General features: G+C 73.1%; 16 protein-coding genes. 6 read left to right on the top strand and 10 right to left on the bottom strand.

What is annotated here, in order from left to right; translation table 11 throughout:
* The first annotated feature begins 31 nt into the window (after positions 1–31).
* Complete coding sequence (locus U5C87_RS06465; RefSeq protein WP_330475799.1) at positions 32–496, top strand: cupin domain-containing protein; 465 nt, start codon at positions 32–34, stop codon at positions 494–496.
* A gap of 12 nt (positions 497–508) precedes the next feature.
* On the opposite strand, the gene U5C87_RS06460 is transcribed toward U5C87_RS06465, so the two are convergent.
* Together U5C87_RS06460 and U5C87_RS06455 are read right to left on the bottom strand one after the other, a co-directional pair.
* Complete coding sequence (locus U5C87_RS06460; RefSeq protein ID WP_330475798.1) at positions 509–892, bottom strand: hypothetical protein; 384 nt, start codon at positions 890–892, stop codon at positions 509–511.
* Entirely contained in the window at positions 889–1431 is a 543-nt protein-coding gene (locus U5C87_RS06455) for a hypothetical protein (protein ID WP_330475797.1), read from the bottom strand. Before U5C87_RS06455 ends, U5C87_RS06460 begins: the two co-directional genes overlap by 4 nt.
* 211 nt (positions 1432–1642) lie before the next feature.
* Between U5C87_RS06455 and U5C87_RS06450 the strand changes: the two genes are divergently transcribed.
* Both U5C87_RS06450 and U5C87_RS06445 read left to right on the top strand, forming a co-directional pair.
* Positions 1643–1819 (top strand): hypothetical protein, encoded by a 177-nt coding sequence (locus tag U5C87_RS06450; RefSeq protein WP_330475796.1) that lies wholly within the window; start codon positions 1643–1645, stop codon positions 1817–1819.
* Between the two features lie 45 nt (positions 1820–1864).
* Entirely contained in the window at positions 1865–2830 is a 966-nt protein-coding gene (locus U5C87_RS06445) for an ATP-grasp domain-containing protein (RefSeq protein WP_330475795.1), read from the top strand.
* 96 nt (positions 2831–2926) lie between these two features.
* Here U5C87_RS06445 and U5C87_RS06440 read toward each other — a convergent pair whose 3' ends face one another.
* The 3 genes from U5C87_RS06440 to U5C87_RS06430 form a co-directional block, all read right to left on the bottom strand.
* A complete protein-coding gene (locus tag U5C87_RS06440; protein WP_330475794.1) occupies positions 2927–3424 on the bottom strand; it encodes a hypothetical protein in 498 nt (165 codons plus the stop codon).
* 86 nt (positions 3425–3510) lie between these two features.
* A complete protein-coding gene (locus U5C87_RS06435) occupies positions 3511–4566 on the bottom strand; it encodes a Gfo/Idh/MocA family protein (RefSeq protein WP_330475793.1) in 1056 nt (351 codons plus the stop codon).
* Entirely contained in the window at positions 4563–5111 is a 549-nt protein-coding gene (locus U5C87_RS06430) for a DinB family protein (RefSeq protein WP_330475792.1), read from the bottom strand. Before U5C87_RS06430 ends, U5C87_RS06435 begins: the two co-directional genes overlap by 4 nt.
* Before the next feature lie 79 nt (positions 5112–5190).
* Here U5C87_RS06430 and U5C87_RS06425 point away from each other — a divergent pair, with 79 nt between their 5' ends.
* The gene (locus tag U5C87_RS06425; protein ID WP_330475791.1) at positions 5191–6291 is read left to right on the top strand and encodes a diacylglycerol/lipid kinase family protein; all 1101 of its coding nucleotides are present in this window, start codon (positions 5191–5193) and stop codon (positions 6289–6291) included.
* 16 nt (positions 6292–6307) lie between these two features.
* On the opposite strand, the gene efeB is transcribed toward U5C87_RS06425, so the two are convergent.
* Genes efeB through efeU form a run of 3 tightly spaced genes read right to left on the bottom strand, consistent with a single transcriptional unit; the run spans position 6308 to position 9684 of the window.
* Positions 6308–7603 carry an iron uptake transporter deferrochelatase/peroxidase subunit gene (efeB, locus tag U5C87_RS06420; protein ID WP_330475790.1) on the bottom strand — a complete coding sequence of 432 codons (1296 nt, stop codon included), beginning with the start codon at positions 7601–7603 and terminating at the stop codon, positions 6308–6310.
* Positions 7600–8766 (bottom strand): iron uptake system protein EfeO, encoded by a 1167-nt coding sequence (gene efeO, locus U5C87_RS06415; RefSeq protein ID WP_330475789.1) that lies wholly within the window; start codon positions 8764–8766, stop codon positions 7600–7602. The genes efeB and efeO overlap by 4 nt, the downstream gene beginning before the upstream one ends.
* A 54-nt stretch (positions 8767–8820) precedes the next feature.
* Positions 8821–9684: an iron uptake transporter permease EfeU gene (gene efeU, locus U5C87_RS06410; protein ID WP_330475788.1), complete on the bottom strand. Its 864-nt coding sequence runs from the start codon at positions 9682–9684 to the stop codon at positions 8821–8823.
* Between the two features lie 112 nt (positions 9685–9796).
* Between efeU and U5C87_RS06405 the strand changes: the two genes are divergently transcribed.
* Complete coding sequence (locus tag U5C87_RS06405; RefSeq protein WP_330475787.1) at positions 9797–10480, top strand: DUF2461 domain-containing protein; 684 nt, start codon at positions 9797–9799, stop codon at positions 10478–10480.
* Positions 10481–10514: 34 nt separating this feature from the next.
* On the opposite strand, the gene U5C87_RS06400 is transcribed toward U5C87_RS06405, so the two are convergent.
* The gene (locus tag U5C87_RS06400) at positions 10515–11402 is read right to left on the bottom strand and encodes a methyltransferase domain-containing protein (protein WP_330475786.1); all 888 of its coding nucleotides are present in this window, start codon (positions 11400–11402) and stop codon (positions 10515–10517) included.
* A 79-nt stretch (positions 11403–11481) separates the two neighbouring features.
* Here U5C87_RS06400 and U5C87_RS06395 point away from each other — a divergent pair, with 79 nt between their 5' ends.
* Positions 11482–12663 (top strand): flavin-containing monooxygenase, encoded by a 1182-nt coding sequence (locus tag U5C87_RS06395; RefSeq protein ID WP_330475785.1) that lies wholly within the window; start codon positions 11482–11484, stop codon positions 12661–12663.
* Positions 12664–12795: 132 nt separating this feature from the next.
* On the opposite strand, the gene U5C87_RS06390 is transcribed toward U5C87_RS06395, so the two are convergent.
* Positions 12796–15369 (bottom strand): CHAT domain-containing protein, encoded by a 2574-nt coding sequence (locus U5C87_RS06390; RefSeq protein WP_330475784.1) that lies wholly within the window; start codon positions 15367–15369, stop codon positions 12796–12798.
* Between the last annotated feature and the right edge of the window lie 95 nt (positions 15370–15464).

Raw genomic sequence — 15464 nt, 5'->3', positions numbered from 1 at the left:
GGCCACGACCCGGCGAGGCTACGGTCGAAGTATGAGCATCGAAGATGTGGGACCCGCCCCTCAGGCGTTCGACCTCGAGGGCGAGACGCTCGAGAACCCCAACTACCGCACCGTGGCCTGGAGCGGGAAGTACCTGCAGGTCACTCTCATGTCGATCCCGGTCGGTGGCGAGATCGGGCTCGAGCAGCACCCCGACACGGACCAGTTCATCCGACTCGACCGCGGGCGCGGTCGAGCCCAGATGGGACCCGGCAAGGACGAGCTGACCTTCGACCAGGAGGTGGGCGACGGCTGGGGCGTCATCGTGCCGGCCGGGAGCTGGCACAACGTGACCAACACGGGCGACGAGCCGATGCAGCTCTACACCGTCTATGCGCCACAGCACCACACCCCCGGGAAGGTCCACGAGACCAAGCAGGTCGCCGACGCCGACGCGGACGACGATCCCGCAGCCTGGTCCGTGCAGCCCGCATCCGCTCCGGACCAGCACGCCTGACCCGTCACGGCGTCAGCGACGCAGGGCCTCCGCCAGTCCCTCGGGGTCGGCGACGGTCATCGTCGCGCCCGGATGACGGAGCGCGCCGGTGGGCTCGATCGCTCGGACGGGCTCGACGAACGACACGCAGAGGCCCCGACGCGAGTTCGTCGCGAAGGTGACGCCGCGGTCGGTCAGCGAGAGATGGGCCGGCCCCGCGGTGCGGTACCACGCGTAGTCCCCGGTGATCTGGGTGCCGCCGACGTTGGCGAGCGGGGTGCGCAGTCGCCAGAGGCCGAAGCGCACGAGCAGCTCGGTGTCGGTGACGACGACCTTCGCCGTCGCCGGGGTGATCCCGAACGCCAGGGCGGCCAAGCGGTAACGGCCTTCGAATTCGAACTCGAACTCGCGCGTCACGACCGGCGTCCGAGGCGCGACGGCTGGTCGAGCAGGCCCGCGACGCCGCGCTGCTGCTCGCCGAGATAGGCGTCGAGGACGAGCAGCCCGGCCGTGGTCGCCGGCGTGGCCCACTGGAGCCAGCCCATCCGCTTGGTCAGGTCCCTCGCCCGCTTGCCGGCCGCGGGGTCCGCGTCCGCGCTCTCCAGCGCGTCGCCCAGCTCGGCGCCCGACCGGTAGGCCTCGGCGCTCACGGCGATGGCCGTCGCGGTGAGCGCCGTCTTGAGGATGACGGCGGCCGTCGTGGGTCGGTGCTCGACGACGCGACGACGGTTGTCGACGAGGATGGCGATGCCGCTCAGCAGGTGCAGCCCGACCGCGGCGCCCTGGACCGGCCCCCACCGCCGCCAGCCCGCATCGGCGATCTCGGCCCGGTCGCGGGCGTCCTCCCCCTCGCGTGCCGCTGGGTTGAGCGCCGCGGCCCCGGCCAGGGAGCCCCCGAACCAGGCCGCGTTGGTGAGCAGGTGCGTCGCGCGAACGATGGTGCTGTATGCCGTCATGCCGAGTCCCAGCTGCCGTGGCGCCCCGTGAGGGGCGCGTGGAGTGTGGGACTGGCCGTACCCGCTTCGGGCGTTGACACACCGGTGGGCCGTCGGCCCCTGAGTACGCGATACCAATTCGACGGCGTCCCGGTATCACCTGCGGGCGCCCTCCCTCCGACCATCGGTGCCGGACGACAGGCGTCCGGCCGATCCACGGAAGGGAAGCATCATGAAGCAGCTCGCTCCCATGGCGGCACGGTTCACGCGCAGCCACAAGGGATACCAGCACCCCGCCCGTCTCGACGCCTGGGAGAAGGCCGTCATGGGCCCGGAGCCGGAGGCCATGCGCTGGCCCGGCGGCTCCATCTCCGGCTCCGACGACGGCTGGGACGACTGCGACGAGTGACCCCGGGACCCCCGGCGACCGACAGACGACAGGAGAACACACAGCATGAGCACCGTTGCCATCGTCACCCTCGCGGGTGACCTGCACGCACGCGTCATCCGCAGGCAGCTGCAGGAGGAGCACGGCATCGAGGTGGCCGTCGTGGCCTCTGACACCCTCTCGGCCGCCGGGGGACTCACCTGGTCCAACACGGACGGCCCCGGCCCGACCCTGCCGACGGAGGACGGCGGGACCGTCGACGTCGCCGGCCTCGACCTCGTCTGGTGGCGGCGGTGCCATGGACGACCCACCGTGCCCGACGCCGTCACCGACGCGCAGATGCGCAAGCTCGTCGTCAAGGACAACCGCGCCGGCCTGCGCGGGCTGCTCCTGGCCGGCTTCGGCGGCACCTGGATCAGCGACCCCTACGCGACCGAGCGCGCGCAGAACAAGATCCTCCAGCTCAGCGTCGCCCGCAGCGTCGGCCTCACCGTGCCGCGCACGCTGGTCAGCACCGACCCGAAGGCCGTCCGCGACTTCACCCGAGCCCACGGCGGCACCGTCATCGCCAAGACGATGACCGGGCTGCTCGGCACGTCGCTCGAGGCCGGCCGCGTCACCCTCGAGTCGCTGGACGACGAGGACGAGATCATGCTATCGGCGACGGTCTACCAGGAGGAGATCCCGGGCACCGACCACCTGCGCGTCATGGTCTTCGGCGATACCGTCCACGCGGCGCGCATCCGCAGTCGCGAGCTGGACTGGCGGCTCGCCAACGACATGGAGGTCGAGCCCGTCGTCATCGACGACCGCCTCGGCGACCGGCTCCGCCAGGTGACGACAAACCTCGGTCTGCGCATGGGCGTCTTCGACGTCAAGCTGCGGCCCGACGGCGAGCCCGTCTTCCTCGAGGTCAACCCGCAGGGCCAGTTCCTCTTCGTCGAGGGCATGTCGGACATGCCGCTCGCGGCGGCCTTCGCCGACTTCGTCGTCGACGAGCTGGACGCCGTCCGTGGACGTGCCCTCGTCTGAGACCGTGCCACGTCGTCGGTCGGATGGCGTATGCCGTCAGGCCGGCGGGACGTGAGCCGTGACCTCGGTGCACGCGGGCGTCCCGACCGCCTCCCCTCAGCGGGAGTCCTTGCGGGCCTGGCGGCGCGCGCCCTGCGACTGCGACGAGGCGTCGCGCTTCAGGCCGCCGGTCGTCTTGGTGGCACGCCGCTTCGCGGAAGGCACCGACCCCGACCCCGCGACGGACGCCACCGAGCCCGGACCCGTCCCCGCCTTGACCTCGCGGGCCGCGGCGAGGCGCTCGGCCTTGAGCTCCGCGGCGGCCGCCCGGGCGACGACTCCGAGCCGTGCGCTGACCCGGGCGAGCGCCAGCTCGAAGACCTCGGCGCGGTCGGCGTTGAGCCGGTTGGCTGGTCGCGCGGCACCGCGGGCCCCCTTGGCCGGGACGCGGGCGCTGGCCTGCCGGCGGTAGAGGCCCACGTGCTTGTTGCGGGCCCGACGCACCCTCTGGTGCAGCTCGATGAGCTCGTCCTCGGTCAGCTCGGCGAGCCGCGCGGGCTCGGTCTCACGGACGAGGTCGGCCTGCGGCGTGGTCAACGATGTCGTCGTCGTCATGACACTCGATCCTCGCCGCCGGCGCCAGCCCGGGCATCACCTCAGCAGGGTGATGCCCGGGCTGCGCCAGACCCAGGGAGAACGTGTCACTCGCCGGGGTAGACGACCCCGACCTGGCGGCGCACGGCGTCCATCGTCTCCATGACGCGCAGCGTCGTCGCGTGCGGCAGGATCGGCGACTCGGTCTCGCCGGCGATGAGGCAGCGCGCGAACTCGGCCGCCTCGTAGGAGAAGCCGCGCACGTCGTCGGTGAGGCCTCCGACGCGCTCGTCGACGACCTCGTTGTGCCGGTTGACGAGCCGGATGCTCGAGCCGGGGGCGTAGAACGTGCCGGACAGCTCGAGGCGCGCCTCGGTGCCCGCGACGACGGCGCTGCACGGCGTCACGCCGGCCATCGTGCACGACAGCACGCCGTGCGCGCCGCCGGCACCCGCCACCGTGACGGTCGTCGTGGCGTCGACGCCGAGGTCGGTCAGCGTGCCGTGCGCCGACACGGATGCGGGCGCCCCGAGCACCATGTCGGCGAACGAGACGGGATAGACGCCGAGGTCGAGCAGCGCGCCTCCGGCGAGCTCGGGCTGCGAGAGCCGGGCCGGCCCGTCGGGGTAGAGCCGCTGACCGTGGTCGGCGAAGACCGTGACGAGCTCGCCGATGAGGCCCGTCTCGACGACGTGGCGCACGACGTCGTAGTGCGGCAGGAACCGGCTCCACATCGCCTCGACGACGAGCAGTCCCCGCTCGTCCGCGGCGGCGAGGACCTCGCGGGCCTCGGCGGCGCTGCGGGTGAACGCCTTCTCCACGAGCACCGGCTTGCCTGCCTCGATGGCGAGCAGCGCGTGGTCGCGGTGCTCGGAGTGCGGCGACGCGACGTAGACCGCGTCGACCTCCGGGTCGGCGACGAGCTCCTCGTAGGAGCCGTACGCCCGCGGGATCGCGAACTCGTCCGCGAAGTCCTGGGCGCGCTCGCGGCTGCGCGAGCCGACGGCGACGACCGACGACGCGGTGCCGACCGCGACGGCGTCGGCGAAGGTGTGCGCGATGCCGCCGGGCGCGAGGATCCCCCAGCGGATGGCCGGTGCGTCGTGCGGGTCGGGCGTTCGTGCTTCGGGCAGGTGGAGGGGCACGTCGATGGGCAGGGTCAAGAGGTCACGTCCCAGAGGTGGTGGTGGATGTCGTGGACGAAGTAGAGCGCAAGGGTGCGGGCCGTGAACTGGGAGCCGTTGCTACGCAGGGCCGGCCACTCCCACTGCGTACCCGACGGGAGGGCGTATGCCGTCGCCGCCCTCTCGAACGCGTCGCCGAGCTCGCGCGCCACGACGTCCGGATCGGAGCGCCAGTACTGCGCCTCGACGGCGGTCTCGTCCTGGTCCCAGTTCGCGAACTGCACGAGAGAGCCCTCGCCCGCGAGGATCTGCTCGAGTCGGCGCCGCATGACGTCACAGACGTCACGGACGTGGCAGGCGTACTCGAGCGGTGACCAGACCCCCTCGGCCGGGCGGGTGCGCACGTCCTCGCGACCCAGCGCGACGGCATACGACCGCGCAGCGTCGCGGAGGATCCCGGGGACGGCGGCAGGGTCGGTGGCCGCGGCGTCGAAGCCGCAGTCGGGGCACGGGCGCGTCAGCACCCACGTCCAGTCCGCGTCGTCCGGCGTCGACGGGCCGGGGTCGGTGACGGGCTCGCTCATGCGGCCAGCCTAGGGCCGCGGGGCCACGTGGCCTCGGCGATTCGGGGAGCGCCCGGCCAGCGGGATAGCGTATGTCTTCGTGCTCAAGGACTATCTGCCGTGGATCATCGCCGGCCTCGTCGTGCTGGCGCTGGTCATCGGGGGCCTCGTCCTGACCCGCGTCGTGCCCGAGGTCGCGGCGACGCGTCGTCGCCGCCCGCGCCCTCCACGTGACCACTTCCGCAACGGGGACGAGGCGCCGGCACCGCTCAAGCGCGCGGGCGTCGTCGTCAACCCGACGAAGTACGCCGACGTGCCGGCCGTGCGCGACCGCATCACGGCCGCGTGCCTGGCGAACGGCTGGGGCGAGCCGCTCTTCTACGAGACGACGGTCGAGGATCCGGGCCAGGGTCAGGCCGCGCAGGCCGTCCGGGACGGCGCCGACATCGTCTGCACCCTCGGCGGCGACGGCACGGTGCGCAACGTCGCGAGCGCGCTCGTCGGCACCGAGACGGCCCTCGGCATCCTGCCCGCCGGCACCGGCAACCTGCTCGCTCGCAACCTCGACCTGCCCGTCGCCCTCGAGGCGGCCGTCGCCGTCGCCCTCACGGGCCGCAACCGGCGCATCGACGTCGGCGAGCTCGTCATCGGGGCGGCGCCGATGGACGACGCCCCCGACGAGTCCGGCGACCCCGAGACGCACTACTTCCTCGTCATGAGCGGGGTCGGCATGGACGCGCAGATCATGGCCGGCACCAACGAGAACCTCAAGGCCAAGGTGGGCTGGCCGGCCTACATGGTCTCGGGCCTCAAGCACCTCGTCTCGCCGGAGTTCCGCATCGCCGTCAAGGTCGACGACGAGCTCGAGTTCCGCCGTCGCGCGCGGATGGTCGTCATCGGCAACTGCGGGCGGCTGCTCGGCGGGCTCGTGCTCATGCCCAACGCCCGCGTCGACGACGGCCAGCTCGACACCGTCATCGCGTCGCCGCGCGGTGTCGTCGGCTGGGTGCCCGTCGCGACCCGGGTCGCGACGCGTCAGCGCAAGGGTCACCCGACGCTGGACCACAAGACGTGCAAGGAGATCCGCGTCCGCACCGACCGTCCCGTGCCGGTGCAGATCGACGGCGACGTCATCGGTGAGGCCAGCGAGGTCAGCGCGACCGTGCGTCCCGGCTGCCTCACGGTCCGCGTCAGCCTGTAGCGCGTTCGGCTCGGTGTCAGCCGAACAGCGCCTGACCCCAGTGCTCCCCGTCCTTCAGGCCTGGTGGGCACGCGAAGACGGCCGACCCGTTGTGCTCGATGTACTCGTTGAGCCCGTCGGCCTTGGCGAGCGCCCGCTGCATCGGGACGAACTGCTTGCCGGGGTCGCGCATGTACGCGATGAAGAAGAGGCCCGCGTCGAGGTGGCCGACACCGTCGGAGCCGTCGGTGAAGTTGTAGCCGCGACGCAGCAGGCGTATGCCGCCGAGCTGGCTCTCGTGGGCCAGGCGCACGTGCGCGGTCATGGGGATCGAGGGCGCGCCGTCGGGCCCCTTCTTCGCGAAGTCGGGCCGGTCGAACTCCTTGGCGGCGCCGAGCGGGGCGCCCTCCTTCTTGTCCCGGCCGATGACGTCCTCCTGCTCCTGCAGGCTCGTCCGGTCCCAGACCTCGATGTGCATGCGGATGCGGCGCACGACGAGGTAGGAGCCGCCGGCCATCCAGGCGCCGCCACCCGTGTCGTCGGCGTCGGCGACCCACACGTGCTGCGCGAGGCTCTCGGGCTCCTCGGCCTTGAGGTTGTTGGTGCCGTCCTTGAAGCCGAACATGTTGCGGGGCGTCGCCTGCGCCGTCGAGGTCGAGGACGTGCGGCCGAAGCCGAGCTGCGACCAGCGCACCGCGACGACCCCGAAGCCGAGCCGGACGAGGTTGCGCACGGCGTGGACCGCGACCTGCGGGTCGTTGGCGCAGGCCTGGATGCAGAGGTCGCCGCCGGTGCGGCGCGGGTCGAGCTGGTCGCCGGTGAAGGCGGGGAGGTCCTGCAGCGCGGCCGGCCGCTTCGACGCGAGGCCGAAGCGGTCGTCGAAGAGCGACGGGCCGTAGCCGATCGTGATCGTCAGGCCGGATGCCGGCAGGCCGTACGCCTCGCCGGTGTCCTCGGGTGCCCGGTTGGGGCCGCCACCGACCAGGCCGCCAGGAGCGGCCTCGGCGCCGGCCGTCATCCGCTCGGCCGCCCGGGTCCAGTCCTCGAGCAGCCGGCGCAGCTGCTCGCGGTCCTTCGTCACGACGTCGAGCGCGACGAAGTGGAGCCGGTCCTGGGCCGGCGTCACGATGCCGGCCTGGTGCTCGCCGCGGAACGGGATCGCGGCGTCGAGCGCCCGCGCGCCGGACGTCGTGGACGACGGGGCACCTGCCGCGGCGGCGGCGTCACCGCGCGACACTGCATACGACCCCGCAACGCCCGCGACCACGCCGGCGACGGCCGTCGTCCCGGAGACGCCGAGGAGCCGGCGGCGGCTCAGACCCTCGTCGGTCACTTGGCCTCCACGACCCCGGGGACCTTCGACACCTGCTCCGAGAGCGCGTCGAGCGAGACGGTCAGCTCCTTGAGGTCCGCAGCGGTCAGCGCGGTGTAGCTCTTGTAGTCGGCGCCGGCCTTGTGCTTGGCGAGCAAGCCGGACAGCTCGGTGAAGTCGGCGTCGAGGGCCTTCTGCAGGGCAGGGTCCCTCTCGGCGATGACCGGGCGCAGCGCGGCGAGCGCCTGGCGCGAGCCCTCAAGGTTGCCGTCGAAGTCCCAGAGGTCGGTGTGCGAGTAGCGCTCCTCCTCGCCGGTGATCTTGCCGGTCGCGACCTCGTCGAGCAGGGCCTTGGCGCCGTTCGCGATGGACAGGGCGGTCGGCTCGACGGTCTTGCTCTTCGCGGCGATCTCGGTGACGTCGGCGAGGAGCTGGTCGGCGATCGCACCGGAGTCCTTCTGGAGGCCGTCCTTCCAGAGGTCCTTCTCGAGGCGGTGGTAGCCGGTGAAGGCCATGCCGTCGGCGATGACGTCCTCACGGCCGTCGATCTTGGGGTCGAGGTCGCCGAAGCTCTCGGCGACGGGCTCGATGGCCTCCCACGGGTGGCGCGCCTGGGCGTAGAGCGACTTGGCCTTCACGACGTCGCCGGCCTTGACCGCGGCGACGAAACCCTTGGTGTTCTCGACGAACTCGTCGGCCTCGGAGGCGACGAACGCCTTGTAGTCCGCGATGGCCTTGGCGACCTTGGCGTCGGTGCTGCCCTTGGCGGCCGTGCCCGTCACGGTGAAGGTGCCGCGGATGCCGTCGCCGACCATGCCGGGCTTGCACGACGTCGTGAACGTGCCGGGCTCGGTGAGCTCGACCTTGAGCTCGCGACTCAGGCCGGGCGTGATGTTCTCGACCTCGGAGACGATGCGGTCGCCCTCGGCGTAGAGGTAGAACTCGTTGACCTTGCTGCCCGAGTTGGTGACCTTGAAGGTCACGGTGCCGGCCTTGGCGGTCGTGGTGCTCAGCGTGCACGCGGTGTCGGTCGCGTTGACCGTGATCGGGCCGCCGGCACCGGCCGCGGTCGAGCCGGCCGTGGTGGCGGGCTTGTCGGCGCAGCCGGCGAGGGCGAGCGCGGCGGCGAGGGACACCGCGACGGGCGCGACGCGCAGGGCAGGGCGCAGGGCAGGGCGGGGCATGGGGGTTCTCCTGGAGGGGTTCGGCGAGTGAGGAGCGTCGGGGGCGAGACCTGCTCAGGCGGCGACGGTGGGACGCGCGTCGCTCGAGGGGGTCACGGCCGGGGCCTGCGGCGCCGTGCGAGCCGGGCGCAGGAAGAGCGTCAGGACGATGCCGACGTAGAGCACCCAGGCGATCGCCTGGAGCACCGTGGTGGCCGGCGTGAAGTTGAAGATGCCCTTGAGCAGGGTGGCGTACCAGCTGCCCGGGTCGACGGTCGCGCTGACGTCGAAGGCAAGGGCCGTGAGGCCCGGGAGGAAGCCGGCCTCCTGCAGGTCGTGGATGCCGTAGGCGAGGATGCCGGCCGCGACGAGCACGAGCAGGATGCCGGTCCAGCGGAAGAACTTCGTGAGGTTGATCTTCACGGCGCCGCGGTAGATGAGCCAGCCGAGCAGGACCGCGCCGCCGAGGCCGATGACCCAGCCGATGAGCGGCTGGTTGTTGCCCTGGCCGGCGGCCTCGGTCGTGGCGTAGAAGAAGATCGCCGTCTCGAGGCCCTCGCGGCCGACGCCGAGGAAGGCGACGAGCGCGATGGCGAAGGGACCCATGTCGAGCGCCTTGTCGAGCTTGCCCTTGAGCTCGCCCGAGATGGTGCGCGAGGCGGACTTCATCCAGAAGACCATGAAGGTGACGAAGACGACCGCGATGATCGAGGCGGTGCCGCCGATGAGCTCCTGGGCCTCGAAGGTCAGCTGCTTCGTGCCGTAGGTGAGCAGCGCACCGAGGGCGACCGAGAGCGCGACGGCCACGCCGACGCCGGTCCACACGTGGCGCAGCGCCCAGCGGCGGTCGGTCTTGACGAGGAAGGCCACGAGGATGACCACCACGAGGGCGGCCTCGAGCCCCTCCCGGAGGCCGATGAGCGCGTTGCTCGCGAGCACGGTGCCTTCTCTCAGGTTGCTTGCAGGAATTACGCCACACTCACGTGACTGAAATCAGGAAAGCACAGGCAAGGCTTGCCTAACAAGTCCGTCGGGATGTCAGAGTCGCCACATGAGCACTCCCCCGACGGCACCGGCCCCGCCGACCTTCACCGGCTTCCCGCCCGGCGCCCTGTCCTTCTACGCCGAGCTCGAGGACCGCAACTCCCGCGACTGGTGGCTCGCCCACAAGGAGGTCTACGAGCGCGACGTGCGTGAGCCGATGCTCGCCCTGCTCGACGGGCTCGAGGAGGAGTTCGGCGAGGCGAAGCTCTTCCGCCCCAACCGGGACGTGCGCTTCAGCGCCGACAAGTCGCCCTACAAGACCCACCAGGGCGCGCTCGTCGGTTCGGGGACGGTCCTCGGCTACTACGTCCAGGTGAGCGCGGACGGGCTACGCGCCGGAGGTGGCTTCCGCGCCGCGAGCACCGCACAGACGGCCCGCTTCCGCGCCGCCGTCGACGCCCCGTCGAGCGGGCTCGAGCTCGAGGCGATCCTGGCCGCCCTGCGCGGCAAGGGTTTCGAGCTGCTCGGCGAGCAGGTCAAGACGGCACCGCGGGGGTATGCCGTCGACCACCCTCGCATCGCGACGCTGCGTCACAAGGAGCTCATGGTCACCCGCGACTTCGGCGCCCCGGCCTGGCTGTCGACGCGACGCGCGCTCACGACGGTGCGCGACACGTGGCGGGCCGTGCGGCCCCTCACCGAGTGGCTGGACGAGCACGTCGGCTCGGAGGGTGGGGAGGGGCGGCGCTGAGGGGGCGCTGCGCTGGGAGGTCGGGCGCGGTGGGTCAGCCGGCCGACGACCCGAGGCCACGGTCGGGCTTGCGGGCGATGACGGCATACATCGTCACCGAGAAGAAGGCCGTGCCGTTGCGGGCGGCGGCCATCGCGTCGGCGAGGAGCTCGTCGGCCTCCTCGCGGGTCAGCGCGCCCTCCTCGACCGCCGCGTCGGCGTTGCGGTGCACGACGCCGCTGCCGAGCAGGGCGCGCGGCGGCATGATCAGCGCGGCCGAGCCGATGTCGTGGTCGACGACCAGGCCTGCGGTCCGCAGCTGGGCCGGGAGTTGCCGGGCCGAGAAGGGGTTGGGCATGCGCCGCTGGTTGGCCTCGGTGTAGCGGCGCACGAGGTCGGGGTCGCCGGGGTGGCTGATGACGGTGCCCCAGTCGCTGTCGAGGACCGCCACCCGCCCGTCCGGCGCGAGGACGCGGGCGAACTCGTGGGCCGCGGCCTGCGGGTCGGCGAGGTGCTGGAAGACGCGCTCGCACCGGAGCACGTGCACGGCGCCGTCGGCGAAGGGCAGGTCGGCCGCGTCGCCGTCGACGAAGGTCGCCGCGGACCCCATCAGGGCGGCCCGCTTCGCCGCCTCCTCGCGCAGCCCGGGGTTCGGCTCGACGCCCACGGCGCGGCCGTTGGGGGCGACGGCCTGGGCGAGGCGGCGCAGCTCGGTGCCGGTGCCGGCCCCGACGTCGACGACCGACTCCCCCGGCTGCGGCGCGAGGGCCTCGAACGCCCAGTCCCGCAGGCGCCGGACGGCCGGCTGCTGCTCCTGCGCGTCGAGCAGCGCGACGAGGGTGGCGACGCGGGCCGCGCCGCCCTCACCGATCCGCTCCCGCGTGAACATGTTCGGGGCGGCACCCGACTCCCCGGAGGGGGTCGCGACCGGGTCAGGGGTCACCCGTCCAGCATGCTGCCCGAGCGGTGGTCGGGCCACGGTTTCCCGAGAACTGTCGAGGGTGGGCCGCTACGTTGTCCCGGTGACCCAGCGCAGCGTCCCGGTCGACGCATACATCATCGGTGCCGGCCCGGGCGGGCTGGCCACGGCCGCCGCCCTGAAGGCGCGTGGCCTGCACGCCGTCGTCCTCGAGCGCAGCACCGGCGTCGGCACGTCGTGGCGCGGCCACTACGACCGCCTGCACCTGCACACGCCCCGCGAGCTGTCCGGCCTCCCGGGCTTCCCGATCCCCAAGGAGATGGGGCGCTGGGTCTCGCGCGACGACGTCGTGCGCTATCTCGAGCTGTATGCCGCCCACCACCGTCTCGACGTGCGCCTGGGCACGGAGGTGAGCCGCATCGACCGCTCGGCCGACGGGGCCTCGTGGACCCTGACGCTCGCCGACGGGTCGACCCTCACTGCCCCCTACGCCGTGGTGGCGACGGGCTTCAACCACACGCCACGTGAGCCGGATGTGCCTGGGCTGCAGGGCTATTCAGGTGACGTCGTGCTGGCGCGCGACTACCGCAACGGCGCCTCCCACGCGGGCAAGGACGTGCTCGTCGTGGGCTCGGGCAACACCGGCACCGAGCTCGCCGTCGACCTCGTCGAGCACGGGGCAGCGCGGGTGCGCCTGTCCGTCCGCACCGTGCCGCACATCCTGCGCCGCAACACGGGGCCGTATGCCGCGCAGTACACCGGCATCGCCGTGCGGCACCTGCCCACCGCCCTCGTCGACCGCGTCGCCCCGATCGTGGAGCGCCTCCAGACGCCCGACCTCTCCGCCCACGGACTGCCACGCCCGACCACCGGACTGCTGACCCGTGTCGAGCGCGACAACGCGATCCCGGTGCAGGACGTCGGCATCATCGACGCGATCCGGTCCGGGACGGTCGAGCCCGTCGTCGCGGTGCGTGAGTTCGACGGTGACAGCGTCGTGCTCGCCGACGGCAGCCGGATCCAGCCGGACCTCGTCGTCCTCGCCACCGGCTACGGTCAGGGCCTCGAGCCGCTCCTCGGCCACCTCGGCGTGCTCGACGAGAAGGGCCGCCCGGTCGAGCGGGGCGGCCGCACCGCGCGCGGCGCCAAGGGGCTGTGGTTCACCGGCTACACCAACCCGATCTCCGGCATGCTCCGCGAGCTGTCGATCGACGCCCGCAAGATCGCCCTGGCCATGGCGCTGCGCAAGCGCCGCGAGACCAAGGCGTACCGCAAGGCCGCCTGACACTCCGTCGCGGCGATCCCCGACCCCGGTTTCCCCGACTGAACGCAGCGTTCAGTCTCGAACTCAGTGTTCTAACAGTGAGTTCGGGACCGAACGCTGCGTTCGGTGAGAGAGCCCGGGTTGGGGCCGGGGTCAGGGGCGGTGCTGGCCGCCGATGTTGAGGAAGGCTGCGGCCACGTCCTCGGTCTCGGCGACCGCTCTGGCCAGCGCCTCGTCGCTCGGAAGCCCCGAGGCGAGCAGCTCGTGGTGGCGGGTCATCGTCGTCGCGGCCACGTCGTCCGGCACCGGTGAGACCGCCGCGACGACCGATCGGGCCCCGAGCGAGAGCAGCGACAGCGCGAGCCCCAGGGACTCGTGGCCGGGCCTCGCCGAGGCGAGACCCACCTCGCACGCCGACAGCACGACGTGGTCGGCGCGCACGCCGGTCGGCTGCAGCTCGTGGGCGAAGACGGGTCCGTCGTGGAGCATGAGCGAGGAGAAGAGCGGCGACTCGAGCTGGTGCGTGCCGTGGGCGGCGACGTGGACGACGCCGGGCCGGGCGAGGGCTCCGACGAGCTCGTCGCGCCGGGAGGGCTCGGCGAGCCGGGCCCGTGCGCCCCAGGTCCCGACGATGGTGCGGCCCTCGCTCGAGGCCCGAGGCACGGACGGGCCGACGCTGACGTGCACGCCGGGCGCACCTGGCCCGTCTGGGGGAGCGGGTGCGCCCGGACGCGGCGCCCCCCGCCGCGCGAAGGACGTCAGCGACAGCGCCACGGTGAACGGCCGCCCGGACATCGAGGGCAGCAGCGCCCACGGCAGGGCCGAGAGCTCGGGGCAGGTCACGACGACGAGGCCGCGGCTCGAGCGCCACGGCCGCAGCAGGACGTCGTCGAGCTCGGTCGCGCTGGCCCGGAGCGAGGACCAGACGGCTCCGGCGAGCGGACCGAGGTGGTGGGTGGCAGCGGTGCGCAGGTCCACGCGGATGCGCTGGGCGAGCTCTGCCGCGCGGTCGGCGGCCACGAGGTCGCGCATCATCGCCCGGCCGCCGATCACCCCCACCGCGCCGATGCGCCCCTGGTGCCGGAAGAACCACACGAGGTCGCGGTCGACCTGCCGCAGGTGCTCACGGGCCTCGCGCACGCGCACGGGCACGGTCTGCGCCGAGCCGCCGCTGCGGCTCAGCGCCCAGTCACGGTCGCGGATCTGGCGCTCGAGGCGCGAGGCATGGTCGTGCAGCTCGCGCAGCTGGGCGGGGTCGCTCTCGCCGCGGAGATGGCCGCGCACGGCACGCAGCTGCTCGGTGAGCTGGGCGAGCTGTTCGTCGTCGGGCCGGCCGAGCGACGGCAGCCGGTCGGTGGCACTGCGCCAGCGCTCGAGCGCTTCGAGCACGGAGGAGCTGCCGCGCGGGACCGCGAGCTCGAGGTCGAGCTCAGAGAGCCGGGCGCCGTGGACGGCACGGGCCGTGCGCAGGTCGAGGCTCGCGCTGCCCTGCTGGCCCGCGGCGAGGCGACGGGACGCCCGCACGAGGATGCGCCGCGCCGGAGCCAGGTCACCGGTGGCCACGAGCGTCATCGCCGTGACGACCGCCGCGTCGAGCTCGTCGGACAGCGACCCGGTCGAGACCCGCTCGAGGCTCAGCAGCCGGGTGTTGGCGCCGGCCGCGTCACCGGCGAGCAGCAGCGCCTGCGCGGCCACGACCCGGGCGCTGTCGGCCAGCTCGGGGTCCCCGAGCTCCGTCGCGATCTCGGTGAGCTCGTCGGCGGTCGCGGCTGCCGCGAGCGCCACGGTGGCGTCACCGACGCCCACGACGCGGCGGACCAGGTCGGACTCGGGCGTCCCGTCCTCCTGCGCCTGGCGCGTCCGGCGCGTCCGACGCTGCCGGTCGAGGTCGACGAGCAGCTCGACGAGCATCGCCTTGGCGGCCCACGCGGTCGCCCCGATGCGGCCGTACGTCTCGCGCGCCGACGCCGCCGCCCCTGCCGCGAGGTCGAGGTGCCCGAGGAGCCGGTGGGCGCGTGCCAGTGCGAGCTCGAACTCGGCCCGCATCTGGTCGTGCCCGTCTCCCTCGAGGGACTCGAGCCCGGCATGCAGGGCCTCGACGGCCTCCTTGACGAGGCCGGCCTCGAGCAGGACCTGGGCCCGGTCGAGGCGCGCCGGCCCGGTGAAGACGTCGGACTCGAGCTCCTCGGCGCGGGCCATGCCGGCGAGCGAGCGCGGGATGTCGCCGAGGAGGTAGGCGGCATACCCCTCGTTGTGGCGGGCCATGAACTCCTGCGCGGGACCGCCCAGGGCGTGCGCGAGCCGGGCCGCCTCGGCGAAGGACTCGAGGGCCTCCTGCGGACGCAGCAGCTCGAAGGCGAGCATCCCGCGGCTCAGGTGGACCGAGCACTGCTCGGGCTCGGTGAAGGCGTCGAGCCGGCGCACGGCGCCCTCGATGCCGTCCCACGCCGAGGCGAGGTCACCGACGCGCCCGTGGATGTTGGCGCGCTGGTAGTCCAGGCGCGCCCGGAGCCGGTCGTCGCCGAGGTCGTCCACGACCTCCTCGGCCTCGGCGAGCCGCGCCGACGCCGCCTCGACGCCGGAGAGCATGAACTCCGTCAGGGCCAGGGTGATCAACGTCTTGCAGCGCAGCTCGAGCCGCTCGCGCGAGGGCGCCGCGCCGGCCCGGTCGATCTCGTCCAGCGCCGCGGTCAGCGAGCGCGCCGCGTCGACGGGCCGGCCGGCCACGTTGTCCGCGGCGCCCTGCTCGCGCAGGGTGCGTGCACTCTCGAGCAGATCGATGGCTGCCGCCCGGCCTCTCGCTCAGGGCCGGTCACCACGGG

This window comes from Terrabacter sp. C0L_2, assembly GCF_036352015.1.
Taxonomy (GTDB): Bacteria; Actinomycetota; Actinomycetes; order Actinomycetales; family Dermatophilaceae; genus Terrabacter; species Terrabacter tumescens.
This window is presented reverse-complemented; position numbering and strand designations above follow the sequence as displayed.

Coding starts and splice junctions, on each gene's coding strand:
- U5C87_RS06465 (WP_330475799.1), top strand. CDS start 32: ATGAGCATCGAAGATGTGGGACCCGCCCCTCAGGCGTTCGACCTCGAG.
- U5C87_RS06455 (WP_330475797.1), bottom strand. CDS start 1,431: ATGACGGCATACAGCACCATCGTTCGCGCGACGCACCTGCTCACCAAC.
- U5C87_RS06450 (WP_330475796.1), top strand. CDS start 1,643: ATGAAGCAGCTCGCTCCCATGGCGGCACGGTTCACGCGCAGCCACAAG.
- U5C87_RS06445 (WP_330475795.1), top strand. CDS start 1,865: ATGAGCACCGTTGCCATCGTCACCCTCGCGGGTGACCTGCACGCACGC.
- U5C87_RS06440 (WP_330475794.1), bottom strand. CDS start 3,424: ATGACGACGACGACATCGTTGACCACGCCGCAGGCCGACCTCGTCCGT.
- U5C87_RS06430 (WP_330475792.1), bottom strand. CDS start 5,111: ATGAGCGAGCCCGTCACCGACCCCGGCCCGTCGACGCCGGACGACGCG.
- efeO (WP_330475789.1), bottom strand. CDS start 8,766: ATGCCCCGCCCTGCCCTGCGCCCTGCCCTGCGCGTCGCGCCCGTCGCG.
- U5C87_RS06405 (WP_330475787.1), top strand. CDS start 9,797: ATGAGCACTCCCCCGACGGCACCGGCCCCGCCGACCTTCACCGGCTTC.